The organism is Allobosea sp. P2_A10 (genome assembly GCF_056405115.1).
Genome location: NZ_JBFUCS010000017.1, coordinates 17,163 through 31,981 on the forward strand (window position 1 = coordinate 17,163; position 14,819 = coordinate 31,981).

Annotated in this window: 15 protein-coding genes and 1 pseudogene; 7 read left to right on the forward strand and 9 right to left on the reverse strand. The window is 66.2% G+C overall.

The genetic code is table 11. The annotated features are described in order from the left end of the window. Nucleotides 1-27 precede the first annotated feature (27 nt). Genes AC1DZY_RS20880 through AC1DZY_RS20890 form a run of 3 tightly spaced genes read left to right on the forward strand, consistent with a single transcriptional unit; the run spans nt 28 to nt 2,729 of the window. Nucleotides 28-1,020, forward strand: coding sequence for an ABC transporter substrate-binding protein (locus AC1DZY_RS20880; protein WP_476822075.1), 993 nt, complete (start codon nt 28-30; stop codon nt 1,018-1,020). 25 nt (nt 1,021-1,045) lie between these two features. Continuing rightward, on the forward strand, nt 1,046-1,819 hold the full coding sequence (locus tag AC1DZY_RS20885) for an ABC transporter ATP-binding protein (protein ID WP_476822076.1): 774 nt from the start codon (nt 1,046-1,048) through the stop codon (nt 1,817-1,819). Nucleotides 1,820-1,835: 16 nt separating this feature from the next. Beyond that, nucleotides 1,836-2,729 (forward strand): NAD-dependent epimerase/dehydratase family protein, encoded by an 894-nt coding sequence (locus AC1DZY_RS20890; RefSeq protein ID WP_476822077.1) that lies wholly within the window; start codon nt 1,836-1,838, stop codon nt 2,727-2,729. Nucleotides 2,730-2,744: 15 nt separating this feature from the next. Here the strand turns inward: AC1DZY_RS20890 and AC1DZY_RS20895 are convergent, their stop codons facing one another. The 8 genes from AC1DZY_RS20895 to AC1DZY_RS20930 all read right to left on the reverse strand — a co-directional run bounded on the left by AC1DZY_RS20895 (nt 2,745) and on the right by AC1DZY_RS20930 (nt 11,687). Continuing rightward, nucleotides 2,745-4,256: a serine hydrolase domain-containing protein gene (locus AC1DZY_RS20895; RefSeq protein ID WP_476822078.1), complete on the reverse strand. Its 1,512-nt coding sequence runs from the start codon at nt 4,254-4,256 to the stop codon at nt 2,745-2,747. A gap of 141 nt (nt 4,257-4,397) precedes the next feature. Then, complete coding sequence (locus tag AC1DZY_RS20900; RefSeq protein ID WP_476822079.1) at nt 4,398-6,098, reverse strand: GMC family oxidoreductase; 1,701 nt, start codon at nt 6,096-6,098, stop codon at nt 4,398-4,400. Between the two features lie 57 nt (nt 6,099-6,155). Beyond that, on the reverse strand, nt 6,156-6,587 hold the full coding sequence (locus AC1DZY_RS20905) for a GlcG/HbpS family heme-binding protein (protein ID WP_476822080.1): 432 nt from the start codon (nt 6,585-6,587) through the stop codon (nt 6,156-6,158). A gap of 5 nt (nt 6,588-6,592) precedes the next feature. Then, nucleotides 6,593-7,489, reverse strand: a complete 897-nt coding sequence (locus AC1DZY_RS20910; protein WP_476822081.1) for a carbohydrate ABC transporter permease — start codon at nt 7,487-7,489, stop codon at nt 6,593-6,595. After that, a complete protein-coding gene (locus tag AC1DZY_RS20915; RefSeq protein WP_476822082.1) occupies nt 7,489-8,352 on the reverse strand; it encodes a carbohydrate ABC transporter permease in 864 nt (287 codons plus the stop codon). Before AC1DZY_RS20915 ends, AC1DZY_RS20910 begins: the two co-directional genes overlap by 1 nt. 68 nt (nt 8,353-8,420) lie before the next feature. After that, a complete protein-coding gene (locus tag AC1DZY_RS20920) occupies nt 8,421-9,734 on the reverse strand; it encodes an ABC transporter substrate-binding protein (protein WP_476822083.1) in 1,314 nt (437 codons plus the stop codon). Beyond that, nucleotides 9,731-10,510 carry a GntR family transcriptional regulator gene (locus AC1DZY_RS20925; RefSeq protein ID WP_476822084.1) on the reverse strand — a complete coding sequence of 260 codons (780 nt, stop codon included), beginning with the start codon at nt 10,508-10,510 and terminating at the stop codon, nt 9,731-9,733. The genes AC1DZY_RS20920 and AC1DZY_RS20925 overlap by 4 nt, the downstream gene beginning before the upstream one ends. Further along, complete coding sequence (locus AC1DZY_RS20930) at nt 10,491-11,687, reverse strand: mandelate racemase/muconate lactonizing enzyme family protein (RefSeq protein ID WP_476822085.1); 1,197 nt, start codon at nt 11,685-11,687, stop codon at nt 10,491-10,493. Before AC1DZY_RS20930 ends, AC1DZY_RS20925 begins: the two co-directional genes overlap by 20 nt. 163 nt (nt 11,688-11,850) lie before the next feature. On the opposite strand from AC1DZY_RS20930, the gene AC1DZY_RS20935 reads away from it, so the two are divergent. Further along, nucleotides 11,851-12,021 (forward strand): hypothetical protein, encoded by a 171-nt coding sequence (locus AC1DZY_RS20935; RefSeq protein WP_476822086.1) that lies wholly within the window; start codon nt 11,851-11,853, stop codon nt 12,019-12,021. Further along, nucleotides 12,018-12,329 carry a hypothetical protein gene (locus AC1DZY_RS20940; protein WP_476822087.1) on the forward strand — a complete coding sequence of 104 codons (312 nt, stop codon included), beginning with the start codon at nt 12,018-12,020 and terminating at the stop codon, nt 12,327-12,329. The genes AC1DZY_RS20935 and AC1DZY_RS20940 overlap by 4 nt, the downstream gene beginning before the upstream one ends. A 116-nt stretch (nt 12,330-12,445) precedes the next feature. On the opposite strand, the gene AC1DZY_RS20945 is transcribed toward AC1DZY_RS20940, so the two are convergent. Continuing rightward, entirely contained in the window at nt 12,446-12,979 is a 534-nt protein-coding gene (locus AC1DZY_RS20945) for a hypothetical protein (RefSeq protein ID WP_476822088.1), read from the reverse strand. Between the two features lie 282 nt (nt 12,980-13,261). Here AC1DZY_RS20945 and dctP point away from each other — a divergent pair, with 282 nt between their 5' ends. Beyond that, complete coding sequence (dctP, locus tag AC1DZY_RS20950; RefSeq protein ID WP_476822089.1) at nt 13,262-14,287, forward strand: TRAP transporter substrate-binding protein DctP; 1,026 nt, start codon at nt 13,262-13,264, stop codon at nt 14,285-14,287. A gap of 1 nt (nt 14,288) precedes the next feature. After that, a pseudogene (locus tag AC1DZY_RS20955) lies at nt 14,289-14,801 on the forward strand (TRAP transporter small permease); the annotation flags it as partial. Between the last annotated feature and the right edge of the window lie 18 nt (nt 14,802-14,819).

Genomic DNA, 14,819 nt, shown 5'->3' on the forward strand with positions numbered 1-14,819 from the left:
CTCAACCGGGACATTCGGGAGGACACCATGAACAGACGAACGCTGCTCGCCACCGCCGCCATTCTGACGCTCGGCACGGCATCCGCCTTCGCGCAAGGCGCGGGCAAGCCGATGAAGATTACGCTGAACTTCCTCGCGGCCGCCCCCAATGCCGGCTTCATGATGGCCAAGCAGATGGGGCTCTACGAGAAGGCCGGCATCAACCTGACGATCGAGGAGGGTAAGGGCTCAGGCACGACCGCGCAGATGGTCGCTACCGGCCAGACCGATATCGGCTTCGCCGACGCGCCCGCCGCGATGCAGCTTCGCACCAAGGGCGCGCCGGTCAAGATCATCGCCCCCGTCCTCCAGACCAACGGCTTCGCCATCATCGCGCTGGAAGACAGCGGCATCGTCACGCCCAAGGACCTCGTCGGCAAGAAGCTCGCGGTCCAGCCCGGCACGGCGCAGACGACGCTGCTGGAAGCGATCCTCGCCAGCAACGGCATCGACAAGACGAAGGTCGACGTCATCGCGATCGACCCCGGCGCTTTTGTGGGCGCGCTGCTGGAGAAGAAGGTCGACGMCATCCTCGGTGGCGCGGATTTCCACTCGATCCAGATCCGCGAGCGCGGCTTCAAGGTCCGCGATATCTTCTACCGTGACGTCGGCGTGCCCACCGTCGGCCTCTCGATGATCGCGCGCGACGACCGGATCAAGGCCGATGCCGACCTCTACAAGAAGTTCGTCGAGGTCAGCCTGCAGGGCTGGGACGCCGCCCGCAAGAACCCCGACGCTGCCGCCGACGCCGTCGTGGCGCAGTTCCCGGCGGTGAAGAAGGCGCAGGTGCTGGCGCAGTTCGAGGTCGTCAACAAGCTGCTCTGCGCGCCCGGCGCGATCTCGCTCGGCAAGGTGCCGGAGAAGAACTGGACGGTGAGCTACGATTTGCTGACCCAGTATCTCGGCCTGCCCAAGGACAAGCCGATCACCGATTACTACACCACCGAGCTGCTGCCGGCTTCGGCGGCATCCTGCTCGTGAGGACGCCGTGACCGCGAGCGCAGCCATGACGGGTTCCGCCGCCGCCGCGATCACCGGGCGCGGCATCGTCAAGACCTTCGGCGGCTTCACTGCCGTCGACGGTCTCACCCTCGATATCCGGTCTGGCGAATTCGTCAGCCTCATCGGACCGTCGGGCTGCGGCAAAAGCACGTTCATGCTGATGGCGGCCGGGCTCATCCCGGTCAGCTCCGGCGAGTTGCTGGTCGACGGCAAGGCGCTGACCTCGCCGCTGACCGATATCGGCATCGTCTTCCAGGATCATCTCCTGCTGGAGTTCCGGACGGCGCTGGAGAACGTCATGCTGCAGGCCGAAATCCGCGGCTTGCCGCTCGCGCCGGCGAAGGAGCGTGCGCTCGAACTCTTCGCCAAGCTCGGCATCTCGCATGCGGTCGATCGCTATCCCAAGCAACTCTCCGGCGGCATGCGCCAGCGCGTCTCGATCGCGCGTGCGCTGATCCACAACCCCTCCGTCCTGATGATGGACGAACCTTTCGGCGCGCTCGACGCGATCACGCGCACGCAGATCCGGCACGACCTCGAAATGCTCTGGCTGGAGACCGGCAAGACCGTCGTCTTCATCACCCATTCGATCGACGAGGCGATCGGCCTCTCCGACCGCGTGCTGGTGATGTCGCCGACGCCGGGCCGCGTCGTCGACGAGATCGCGATCGAATTGCCGCGTCCGCGCCCGGCCCATCTCGGCGACTATCCGAGTTTCAACGCCTATGCCGACCGCATCCACGACGCCTTCCGGCGCTTCGGCGTGATCAAATACTGACGGCAGGCGTAAGGCCATGCGCATCGCGATCACCGGCGGAACCGGCTTTCTCGGCCTGGCCAGCGCAATGCGGCTGGCGGCCGACGATCATGACGTGCTGTCGCTCGACCAGACCGTTCTGCCCGCGCGCGGCGGCATCGCCTTTCGCGCCTGCGACGTGGCCCGGCAGGACGATGTCGCGGCGGCCTTTGCGGCGTTTCGCCCCGAGGTCGTCATCCATCTCGCGGCGCTGCTGACCCTTGACGCCAAGGCCGACATCGTCGCCGCGACCCGCGTCAACGCGCTCGGCACGGCTCATGTCTTCGCCGCCGCGCAGGCTCATGGCGCACGCCATCTCGTCTATGCCAGCTCGGTCGCGGCTCTGGGCGATGCCGACATCTCCGCCGGTGACGCCGCCGTGCCGCGTCCATCCAGCGTCTACGGCGTGACCAAGGCCTATGGCGAGCATCTGGCGCGCGCCTTCGCGCAGGACAATCCGGGCCTGAGCATGATCGGCCTGCGCTTCGGCTCGGTTTATGGCCCGGGCCGTGCGCGCGGCTGGCGCGCGATCCAGGCGCTGGTCGAGCAGGCGATGGCCGGTGCGGGCGAAGTACACTATCCGGATTTCGAGGAAGCGATCGACTGGACCTGGATCGACGACGCGGCCGAGGTCGCCGCGCGCGCCGCCACCGCGCGGCTGGATGGCCACCATGTCTTCAACATCGTCGGCGACAAGCGCTTCATGCGCGACGCGGCCGCCCATCTGCGCCGGCGCTACCCCGCGCTATCGCTCGTCCCCGCCAGCGCCGTGACGCCGCCATCGGCCTGGGGGTTCACCAATGACGGGCTGGAGGCCGCCTTGGGCTACGCGCCCCATACGCTCATGGAAGACGGCATCGATCGCATGATCGCCGCGCTCGCTGCCAACTGACGCAGGTCGCGCTCTTCAGGGTACGCGGTCGAATCGCAGGATGCGGGCGCGATGACTGGCGAGGTGCAGCGCGCCGTCGTCTTCGAGAACGAGGCAGGGGCGATGGCGCCAGGGGCCATGGCTCAGATCGGCAAGTGCGCGGCCGCCCGGCAGGGCGGTCAGGACCGTCTCGATCCCGGCATCTCCGGCCCAGGCCATCCTCGCCGTCCCGTCGGGACGGACCAGTATCTCCGTGCCGAAATGCCGCTCGCGCCAGCGCCCCGGCAGCCTGCCGTCGAGCCGGGTTTCCGCCGGGACACGCGAAAGCCGGCGGAAGACGCCCCCGATCGAGCCTTCGAGCGTATCGGCGTCGATACGGGCGAGGCTGATGTCGAGATAGGCCGGCAGGCTGCGCATGCGGCCGTCGCCATCTCCGACCAGTCGCTCGAAGCCGCCCATCACGCTGATCGCATCGGCCGTCAGCTCGGCCCAGAACGGCCCGTTCTCCGCCGCGAACAAGCCCGTTGGAACCTCGGCCGCAGGCGCCGGCAGCGCCCGCCCCAGCAAGGCGGCGAGAATGCGTAGCGCCGGCCAGAGCGCATCCTCCTCGCGATTGGTCATGACGACGACGCCGACGCCATGCTCCGGAGCCATCAGGAAATGGTTGCGATAGCCGGGCAGCGATCCGCCATGCCCGACCAGTTTGACATCGTCCAGCATGCTGCAGACGAGGCCGAGCCGGTAGACGCTTTTGCTGCCGTCGGAGAACGGACGCGGCGCGGTCAGGCGTTCGAGCATGCCAGACAGCGAACCTCGTCCGGCGAGCAACGCCGCAGCCCAGCGCGCAAGAGCCTCGGCGCTGCCGACGATGCCGCCCGACGCCGAGTAATGAAACCCGTAGCGCCCGCGCCGCCAGACGGAGCCGTCGCGCCAGTAGCCGGTGGCGAGATGCGGCACGATCTCGCTTTCGTCCTGCGGAAAGCGGATCGGCAGTGAAAACCCGCCCATCAGCGCGTCGACAGCCTGCGCGTAGCTTATCCCAAGATGCCGTTCGAGCACGAGCTGCGCCAGTCGCCAGCCGGTATTGGAATAGGCCATTTCCTGGCCGGGCTCGCCATTCAGCGCCGGCAGGCGTTGCGCCACGGCGAGGATCTCGCTTGCACCGAGGCTGGCCGTGAAGGCGATGCCGCGCTGCCAGAACACCTCCATCATGTCGGGCAACGCCCCGGTCATGTCGAGCGCACGGCCGAGCGGGACGCGCGCGATCGCATCGGGAAGACCGTCGAGCAGTTCGCCGAGCGGAGCCGACAGGGGCAGCTTCGCCTGCAGCAGAAGCACTGCCAGAATATGCTTGCTGATCGAGGCGAAGCGATTGGGCGTATCGGCCGTGAAGGGGATGCCGTGCTCGATCGAGGCCAGCCCCGCGCCCGACGCCGCGCGCGGGCCATCCCGGTCGAACAGGACGATCGCGCCACCCGGCCCGCTTTCGCCGGCCCAGCCTGCAACGATGCCATTGGCTTTGCGCTCTGCCCCGATCCAGTCCGGCATGCTGTTCCCCGTCCGTCTGCGAGCCTTGCGCCCGGCTTCACGCAGTGTCGCCAGCCAGGCCGGATGGCGCAATCATCGCGCCATGCGTCGAGGTCGGGCCGGCATCCCTGTCACGGATCTCCCTTCGCCTTCGGTCCTGCGTCAATTCGGCCTGCCGGCGATCAGATCGGCCATGCGCTCGGCGATCATGATCACCGGGAGGTTCAGATTGGCGCGCGGGGCGGTGGGCATGATCGATGCGTCGACGACGCTCAGGCCGCTAATGCCATGGACGCGCCCACTGGCGGGATCGACCACGGCGTCGGGGTCATCATCGCGTCCCATGCGGCAGGTCCCGCACGGGTGCCATTGTCCGTTCGCATGCGCTTTCACATAGGTTTCGAGGATGTCCGGCTCGGTCAGCAGCGATTGCAGGCTGATGCCGTTCGAGACCGCGCGCTGGAAGAACAGCCGTCGCAGCGGCGGCAGCGCGTCGATGGCCAGGGCGATCGGGGCCGTGATCAGGTAGTTGCGCAGGGTCTGGCGCCCGAGCGCCTTGGCGAAGCCGCTATAGCTCGATGCGCCCGGCATCTCGACGACGTCCGCCAGCGGCCTCGTCGCAAACAGCCTGGCGATCAGGCGGACGGCCTCGCCCATGCGCTGAAGGTCGCGATAGTCCGAGAGATAGTTGAAGCTCGCGGTCGGGGGTTTTCGCGGATCGGCCGAAACCAGCCTGACCTCGCCGCGCGAATGGGCCTTGTTGATCCAGGAGATGATCGTTCCGATGCGCGGGCCGAGCGGATGCCAGGCGGACTTCGCCGCGACCATCAGGAACATGTCCGACGGGCCGCATTCCGCAACGCCCGACGAATAGCGCATGCCGACATGGATATGTCGCCGCGTCGAATTGCCGAGGCGCGCGCCGGGCTTGATATAGCCCGACAGCGAGATACCGGGGTGCTCCTGCAGATTGCCGCCGACGCCGGAACGGTCGGCCACGACCTCGATGCCCAGCCCGCGCAGATGCGCGCCCGGCCCGATGCCCGAGCGCATCAGCAGGGCCGGCGAATGCAGGCTTCCCGCGCAGACCACGACCTCCCGCGCCCGAAGCGTGTCCTGTCCCGCGCCGCGGATGACGTTGACGCCGACCACTCTGGCGCCCTCCGTCGCGAGCATCAGGACGTGGGTGTCGGTCAGGATTTCCAGATTGGGCCGTCGCCGCGTTTCGGCGTCGAGGTAGGCCATCGCGGTCGAGACCCGATGCCTGCCGTTATTGGACAGGGTCATCGCGAAATGGCCGTCGTCATAGACGCCGTTCTGGTCCGCGATGTCGGCATAGCCGAGCGCCTCCATCGCCGCTTCGGCGGCGACCGAGAAGGCCGGCCAGTGCTCGTGCGGAATCCGGTGGATCGGGATCGGGCCGTCCTTGCCGTGGAGCGGCCCGGAAAAGTCGAGGTCGTTCTCCGCCTTCAGGAAATAGGGCAGCACCGATTGCCAGTCCCAGCCGGCCGCGCCAAGCTCCGCCCATTCGTCGTAATCCGCCGGCGTGCCGCGATTGGCGACCTGCCCGTTGATGCTGGAGCCGCCGCCCAGCAGTTTCGGCTGCTCGTAGCGCTTCGGCGGCGGCCGGTCGGCGACGTTGTGGAGATGCGGCTGCGTCTGCACCATCAGATCGGGCCAGTGATTGGCCGGGTCGAAGGCGGCCTTGCCGGGATAGGTGTCGAGGATCGCCGCTCTTTCTTCGCCCGGTCTGACGTCGCGCCCGGCCTCGATCAGCAGGACCTTGCGCGCCGGGTCGGCAGAGAGGCGGTTGGCCAGGACGCAGCCTGCCGAACCGCCGCCTACGATGATGATATCCCGCATGGTCGTACTCGCGATGGTTCGGATCGTCGGAGGGCTTGGCTCGTCGGAGGGATAGGTTCAGGCCGGCAGCCCGAGCGCCTGGAACGCGGCGGCCCCCGCCTCCGCGACCTGCTGGTCCTGCACCGTCGAGCCGGAGCTGACGCCGATCGCGCCCACCACCACACCGGAGGCCAGCAGCGGAATGCCTCCGGCCAATGTCGTGAAGCGGCCGCCATGCATGTGCTGGATGCCGAAGCCCGGCTCTCCCGGCAGCGTGCGCGCCGCGATGGCGCGGGTCTCGATCTGTGCTCCGGCCGCTGTGAAGGCCTTTGCGAAGGCGATTTCGATCGAGGTGAACTTCGCGCCGTCCATGCGCCGGAAGGCGACGGGGTGCCCCGCCGCATCGACGACGGCGATGTTCTGGGGCACGCCTATGGCGGCGGCTTCGCGCGTGGCGGCGGCAATGACAAGATCCGCTTCCGCAATGCCGATGCTGCGCGTGGTCATCATCGGCGTCAGCCTTTCACCGAGCCCTTGGTCAGCCCCGACACGATCAGGCGGCTGAGCAGGGCGAAGGCGACGAGAATGGGCAGGATGGCCAGGGTCGCGGATGCCGTGAGCGGCCCCCATTCGCGCCCGAAATAGCCGATGAAGTTGTAGATCGCCGGCTGGATCGGCCGCAGCGCCGGCGTGTCGATCATGACCGAGCCGGCGACGAATTCGTTCCAGCATCCAACGAAGGTCAGCACGCCCGCCGCGCCCAGTGCCGGACGGCTCAGGGGCAGCATAACCCGCGTCAGGATCTGCAGATGCGTGGCGCCGTCGACGATTGCCGCTTCGTCGAGTTCGCGCGGAATGCCTTCGATCGAGCCCTTCACGATCCAGACCGCCATCGGCAGCTGGTAGGCTGTGTAGATCAGCGGCAGCGTGAACCAGGAGTTGGTCAGCCCGAGACGGGTGAAATAAAGGTAGTTCGGGATCAGCAGCGCCGCCGCGCCGAGCGACAGCGGAATGCTGGCGACCACCAGCATGAATAGCGGCCGCCGCAGCGGGAAATCGAAGCGGTCGAAGGCATAGGCCGCCGGCAGCGCCAGCATGAGCACGCTCACAACCGTGATCGCGCAATAGAAGATGCTGACGCCCATATTGCCGAGGAAGCCGCTCGCGATGACGCGCTGATAGTTCTCCGTCGTCGGCGCGAAGCTGAACAGCACGGGCGGGACCCGGAACAGGTCGGGCTGCGACTTGAGCGAGGTCAGGATGCCCCAGAGCAGGGGCAGCAGGTTCATCAGCGCCAGCAGCCCAAAAAGGCAGGCGACGACGATGCCGCCGGCCCGTGGAATGGCGATGCGGCGGCGGATGTGCTCCCCGGCGCCGCTGCGAGACGCGATCGCATCGGCGCGGACGCTCATCACGTCTTCCATTTGGCGAGCCTGACATAGGCGAAGACCAGCAGGATGTTGCCGGCGAACATGGCGAGCGCGAGCGCGGTCGCGGTGCCCAGGTCGAAATTGACGAAGGCCCGGTCGAAGACCTCGATCGGCAGAATGCGGGTCGCGTCGCCCGGTCCGCCGCCGGTGAGCACCAGCGGCGTCTCGACAGTGTTGAGGTTGGACAGGGTCAAAACGATCATGACCAGCAGCAGCGGGGTCTTGAGCAGCGGCAGGACGATCAGGCGGAAGATCTGCCAGGGACTCGCGCCGTCGATCCTGGCCGCCTCCTCATAGTCGTCGGGAATGCCTTTCAGCCCGGCCAGGATAATGATCACGGCATAGCCCAGCCGCTTCCAGACGGAGACGCAGATCAGCAGCGCCATGGCGCTGGTCGGGTCGTTGAGGAGCTGAACCTCGGGCAGTCCCGCCATCCTGATGAGCGAGCCGGCGAGCCCGATATCGCTGACGAAGACCCAGCGGAACAGAAGCGTCGCGACCACCGTCGAAATGATCCAGGGCAGGATCACGATCATCTGGACGAGGAAGCCTAAGCGCTTGCCGAGCCGGTTGATCCAGACCGCCAGCGCCAGCGCGATGCCGGTCGTGAGCGCCACCGCCGTCACGGTGTAGACGGCGCTCCGCTTCAGCGTGCCCGCGAGCACGGGGTCGTCGAGCAGGCGGGCGTAGTTCTCCAGCCCGGCGAAATCGGTCGGCGCGCCGTACTGGATGCGGAACAGGCTGAACCAGAAGCCGTAGAAGACCGGCGAGAACAGCACCAGCATCAGCACCGCGAGCGCGGGCAGCACATAGCTGACGCCGGCAAGGCGCGAATGGACGGTCATCCGACGATTCCTGGATCGCAGTGGCGCAAAGGGAGCGCGCAGGGCCTGAAGGCCCCGCGCAGCGATCGCTAGCGGTTGTTCTGGCGGTTGAAGCGGGCTTCGGCCTCGACCAGCGCCTCCTTGACCCCGATGCCGTCGATCAGAATGCGCTGCGTCGCCTTGTTCAGGGCCTGCCGGTAGCCGCCGACATTGAAATCGATCGGGGTCAGCCAGCCATATTTGCTCGAGCCTTCGCTGGCGACGCGGATGTACCCGTTGCCCGGCTTGTCGATGTAGTCCTTCACCGCGCTTGCCGTGGAGGCCATCAGTGGCGACTGCCCGCCGACGGTGACCCAGATCTTTTCGGCCTCCGAACCGAGCATGTATTCCACGAATTTCCCTGCCTCGGCCTTCTGCGTGCTTTTCGACCAGACGCCGACGGCCCACCCGGCCATCACGGCTGGCGAATGCGCCGTCTTGCCGCTGCCCGGCCACAGCATGAGGCCGATGTTCTCCTTGCCGAGCTTGGCCTGGAGCGTGGAGATGCGGACGCTCGGCCCCTGCACCATGGCGACACGGTCGGAGGCGAACTGCTCGAACAGATCATCGACCGTCCATGTCGCCGACTGCGCCGGCGAGACCTTGTATTTCCTGATCAGGTCGGTCGCGAAGGTCATCGCGGCGACGCCCGCCGGGGTCGCGAAATTGGCCTTTCCATCGGGCTTGAACAGTTGTTCGCCTTCGCCGAGCATGTGGGGGATCATCATGTGGGGATCGGCCTGCTGCTCGCTGAAGCCCTGCGCAAAGCCGTAGCGCGTCACCTGGCCGGCGGCGTCCCTGACGGTCAGCTTCTCGGCGGCGGCGCGGAAATCGTCCCAGGTCTTGATCGACTCGGGCGAAATCCCTGCGGCCTTGAGCAGGTCGGCGCGATAGGTCACCGCGATGTAGTTGGGCGAAACGAACATCGCATATTGCTTGTCGCCCTTCTTGGTCAGATCCCAATAGGCGCTGGCATGGTCCTTGACCTGCTCGGCTGGCCATTTCCCGATGAAAAGCTCGTTGAGATCGGCCAGCGAGCCCGAGCCGATCGCATCCCCGAGAAAGTCCGTGATCGCCCAGATGATGTCCGGGGCAGTGCCGGCGCGATGGGCGGCGAGGAATTTCGGCGTCATCTGGTCCCAGACCTGCGTCTCGACCACGATGCGGGCGCCGGGATTGGCGCTCTCGTAATTCTTGATGATCTGGGCAAGCGCCAGTTCGCGTGGCGTGGTGCCGGTCGCGCTCAGGAAGCTCCACATGCGGATCGTTCTGGTCTGCGCGAAGGCGGATGTCGGCACTGCCACCGCGCTTGCGAGCATGCACCCGGCGGCGGCAAGGGCGCCAAGAATCTGACGGCGTTTCATGATGATCTCCTCCCGGTAGGATTGGCCGGTTCGAGCCGGCTCTGCTTCAGTTCGTCGATGACGTGGCGCGCTTTCAGGTCGGCGAGCGCGTCCTTCAGCGAGCGGCGCAGATGGCTCCTCACCGCTGTCGCGTAGGCCGCGCCGTCGCGTCCGCGCAGCGCTGCGAGAATGGCCCGGTGCTCGACGGCTTCGGATGCGTGCCGTCCGCGCCAGGATTCGATCCCGCGCTGAATCCAGGCGTTGAGCACCTGCATCTGGATCCCGCGATAGGTCGAGAGCAGCAGGTCGTTGCCGCTGAGCTCGACGATCTGGTGGTGGAAGCTGGCGTTCTGCTCGTGGCGGTCCTTGTGCGAAATCGCCTGCGGATCGACCTCCAGCCGCCGCTGGACCGCATCGATCCCGTCGATGGCGTGGTCGTCGAGCGTGCCTGCCTTGAGGCGCTCGATCATCAGCTCGCCGGCCATCAGCTCGATCGCCAGGCGAACCTGCCAGAGGTCCAGAACCTGCTTCGCATCGGGGTCGCGGACGTGATAGCCGCGCCGCTGCACCACCGCGATGAAGCCCTCCGCCGCCAGACGCATCAGGGCCTCGCGCACCGGGGTCAGGCTGACGCCGAAATGCTCTGCGATCTTCTCCGGATAGAGCCGCGCGCCCCGCTCGAAATAACCGAACACGATCATGTCGAGCAGCGTGCGGCGGAGCGTCTCGGCCAGCGTTTCGCCAGGCTTGCCGACAAGCTCGCCGAGCTCGGCGGGGTTACGCACCAGGATAGGCATTGCGCATCTCCGCTTTCGTATCAGGGGCATCGACGGTGTAGCGACCGATCCGCGCGGGATCCGGCTCGCCGCCATGACCGGGACCGTCCTGTGCGACGAGTTGGCCGTCCCGCAGGACGAGCGGCCGCAGCGCCATCTCGTCGCGCAGCGGGTTCAAAAGCCGGTTGGCCTCGTAGGCATGCACCGCGCGCGCGGCGCGGCAGGTGTGCAGCGCGGCGGAAACACCGACGCTCGTCCCCACGCCATGAGGCGCCATGGCGATGCCCGAACGCGCGCAGAGTTCGCCGATCGCGAGCAGGCCCGAAACGCCACCGGCACGGCTGATATTGGGCTGGAGGAAGTCGACCGCGTCCGCCGCGACCAGCGCTGCATGGGCACTCAGCGTGAACTCGTTCTCGCCGGCGGCGATCGGCACAGGGGACGCCCGTCGCACAGCGGCCAGCGCCAAGGGATCGTCGGGAGGAACCGGCTCTTCCAACCAGCCGATATCATAGGGCACGAGGGCCTTTGCGACGGCGATGGCGGTTGGCACGTCATAGGCGCAGTTGACGTCGAGATAGAGCGGAACGCCGGGGCCTATCGCGGTCCGCACGGCGGCGATATGGTCGAGATCGACCGCGATGCCGCGCCCGATCTTGAGCTTGATCGCCGTATAGCCCTGATCGAGATAGCTTCGCGCGGCGCGAGCCGATTTGTCGGGATGGTCCTGGAAGGTGACCGGGCTGACATAGGTTGCGACCGGCCCTGGGCTGCCTCCCAGAAAGGTCGCCAGAGGGAGCCCCGCCGTCCGCGCTTTCAAATCCCAGAGCGCGATGTCGACGCCGCTCAAAGCCTCGATCGCCGGCCCTCGGGTGCTGCCCATCGCGACGAAATAGCGGTGCAGATCGGCCAGCATCTCCGCCGGGTCGCCCACGGTCGCACCGATCAGCGCGGGCGCCACGACGCCGTTGATGATCGCCGTCGCCGCGCCCGGGTGCGGCAGGCCGAAAGCCTCGCCATAGCCGACGGCGCCGTCATCGCTTTGCGCCACGACCAGCGTCGCGACCTGGCCGGTCCGCAGAATGCGCCGGAAATGCGCTGCGGGCGTCAGCAGTTCGGGCGGCACCTTGTCGATGCCGCCGAACACGTCCGCGAAGCGCGCCTCGAGCTGGATGGCGATGAGCCGGGACAGCTTCACTCTCGTTCTCCCAAGATAATAAATTATAATTTATTTTTTCTGTTGCGTAAGTCAATCGCATTCTGCGGGACTCACGCCGTGCGTCCGCCAAGGCAAAATCCCTTACCCCGTGTGAACCTCAGGCGAGGGTCGCGCGTTTGATCGCGGTCACGGAGAACGAAAAATGCGGGAACCGATTTCCACGGAAGCTGATAAGGATGCCGCTCTGGCGCAGCTTGCCGATTTCAGGCAGGCGAAGCCCGGCAGCGCGGAAGAAGAGGCGATGATGGAACTGGTGACCTCGGTCGCCGATTTCATCTCGGATCGCGATCAGACAGGAACGGAGCTGTCATGAAGAACGCTTTCACAGCCGCCGGCGCCCTAGGCCTTGTGCTGTTGGCCTCGGCCTGCGTCGAGCGGCCTCGTCAGCGGCTGATCGTCGCCAATCCCGAGCCGATCCGGCCTCAAATCTCCGCGAAACGTATCGCCGACGACGGCGAGGGCGGCCTGATTCTGCCCGACGGCTCGCGGGTCGAACTCGACAGACGGGGCGGTTTTGCTCTGCCCAATGGCGAGTATGTCCGCCGCGATTCGTCGGGCGCGCTCAATCTGCCGAATGGATCACGCTGCCTGCCTGACATCGGTGGGTTCGTCTGCCCCTGATTTTCGATGCCGGCAATTTGTGCGAATTCGAAGGCGATTGCCGGCCGCTCGCGCAACGGGTTTTAGACCAGACCCGATCTGCTTGACGCCGCGATGCCAGCACCCTGTCGCAGCGCTCAGCCGTCGCTCTCGCGCCTCATGATGCGGTCGACGTCATCGCCGTCGACGCGCCACTGTTCAAGCAGCACCTTGGCGATGGCTTTCTGTGCCGCGATCATACGTCGATCATACAGGATCGCGGTTGCAGCCCTGGCGCAGCGCGCCCGAAGAGACACTTCGTCGTCCGGGCGCAAAAAATCGATATAGGGCAGCATCTGCTCGAGATCGTCGGCGTGGGAGCTGATTTCGCCCGGATACCATTTGAGGCCTTCGCCCTCGTTCCAGTAGATCATCTCGCCGCAATATCCGGCACACAGGATGATGATCTCGGCCTCGGCGCGTCGGATATCGGGTTGCCGCTCATTCTCGAATCCCCTTCGATAGGGCTCGAAACACGTCTCGCCGCTGACACCGTAGGGAGGCCTCAGCCAGGCATGGGTGATGTGACGCTGGTGATGCCAGCCGACGACGATGTGGCCGGCCTCGTGAAACGCACAGGCGGTGCGGCGTATTTCGATGGGGATGGCGCTGAGCGCGAGGCGCGGTCCCATATCGTCATCCTGCGAAGCCTGTCGTCGTAGCGCTCGACAATACCAAGCTTTGACGCAACCGCCGAGCGCGACCTGGATGCCGCAAATCCCTCGCTGCCGACCGCTTGGCAATCGGCTGCCCGGCGCTCGCGGATTGCACCCATGTCGCTGCGGATAGAGATAGTGTTTGTCCGTTTCGCATGGCGTTGTGCGTCGGACCATGCTCTATCTATGGCAAAGGTTCGTGCAAACGACCAAAAATGAGCCGCGATATAGATCGCGGCGCTTCCATGGGAGGAAGACATGCGGTTTCATCGTCGCCATATCCTGTCTGGCCTGATCGCCGCGCCCGCGGTCGTGACGTTCGCCCGTCCGGGCTCGGCCCAGAGCGCCGCCACCCTGAAGATCTCGCATCAGTTCCCCGGCGGGAGTATCGATCAGGGCGATTTTCGTGACCGGCTCTGCCGCATCATGGCGCGCGAGGTCGAGAAGCGCACGTCCGGTTCGCTCAAGTTCGAGGTCTATGCCAATTCGTCCCTGATGAAGACCAACGCGCAGTTCTCCGCGATGCGGAAAGGCGCGCTCGATATGTCGCTTTACCCGATCGCCTATGCTGGCGGCGAGCTTCATGCATGCAATCTCGGGCTGATGCCGTGCCTCGTCACCAGCTACGAGCAGGGTGCGAAGTGGAAGACCTCCGACGTCGGCAAGGCGCTGACCAGGATCGTCGAGGACAAAGGCATCAAGATCATCTCCTGGATCTGGCAGGCCGGCGGTATCGCATCGCGCAAAGGAGCAATCGGAGGACCCGACGACGTCAAGGGCATCAAGATCCGGGGCGGAAGCCGCGAGATGGACCTGATGTTCACCGCCGCCGGCGCGCAGGTTTCGACGATGCCGTCCAACGAGGTTTATATCGGCATGCAGACCGGTGCGCTCGACGCCGCGGTGACCTCCTCGACCAGCCTGATCTCCTTCCGCCTGGAAGAACTGTCGAAATCGCTGACCGCTGCCCGCAAGGGCTCGTTCTGGTTCATGCTCGAGCCGGTGTTGATGTCCAAGGCGATCTTCGACAGCCTGAAGCCCGAGCAGCAGAAGGTGCTGCTCGATGTCGGGGCCGAGATGGAAGCCTGGGGCATGGCGGAGGCCAAGAAGGACGACGAGGAGGTCGCCAAGGTCTATGCCGCCAAGGGTGTGCTGGTGACCGACCAGACGGACGCCAATCTCGCGGCCTGGCGCAAGATATCCGAGGAGAGCGCCTGGAAGGACTATGCGGCGAAGTCGACCGAAGCCGCGGAACTCCTGAAGCTCGCCCGCGCGGTCTCCTGACATGGCGGGTGGCCTGCAGCACGACGCCATCCTCGCCAGCGACAACAGGATTTCGACACCGACGACCAGCAGCGTCGCTGCGGCCGTCGGCGCGGTCAACGAGGCGCTGTTCAAGCTCTCGGCCCTTGCGCTGCTGGCTGCAGCGCTGGTCCTGACATTCGGCGTCGTCGCCGGGCACCTCTATGGCCGGGGCGTCGAGTGGCAGGACGAGGTCACGATCTTCCTGATCGCAGGGGCCATGTTCCTGTCCGCGGGGGCCGTGCAGCAACGGCGTGGGCATATCGGCATCGATTTTCTCGACCATATGCTGTCGCCGGCAGCCAATGCCGCGCGGCGGACGGTCGTCGACGCCGTGGTGCTGGCTTTCTGTCTGTTTTTCGCCTGGAAGGCTGGCGGGCTGCTGCAGGAAGCAGTGCATGAAGGCCAGACGTCTCATTCTGCCTGGGGTCCGCCGCTCTGGATTCCCTATTCGCTGCTGACCTTCGGCATGGCGCTGCTGGCCGTGCAGGTGGCGCTGCAGGTCGGTCAACGC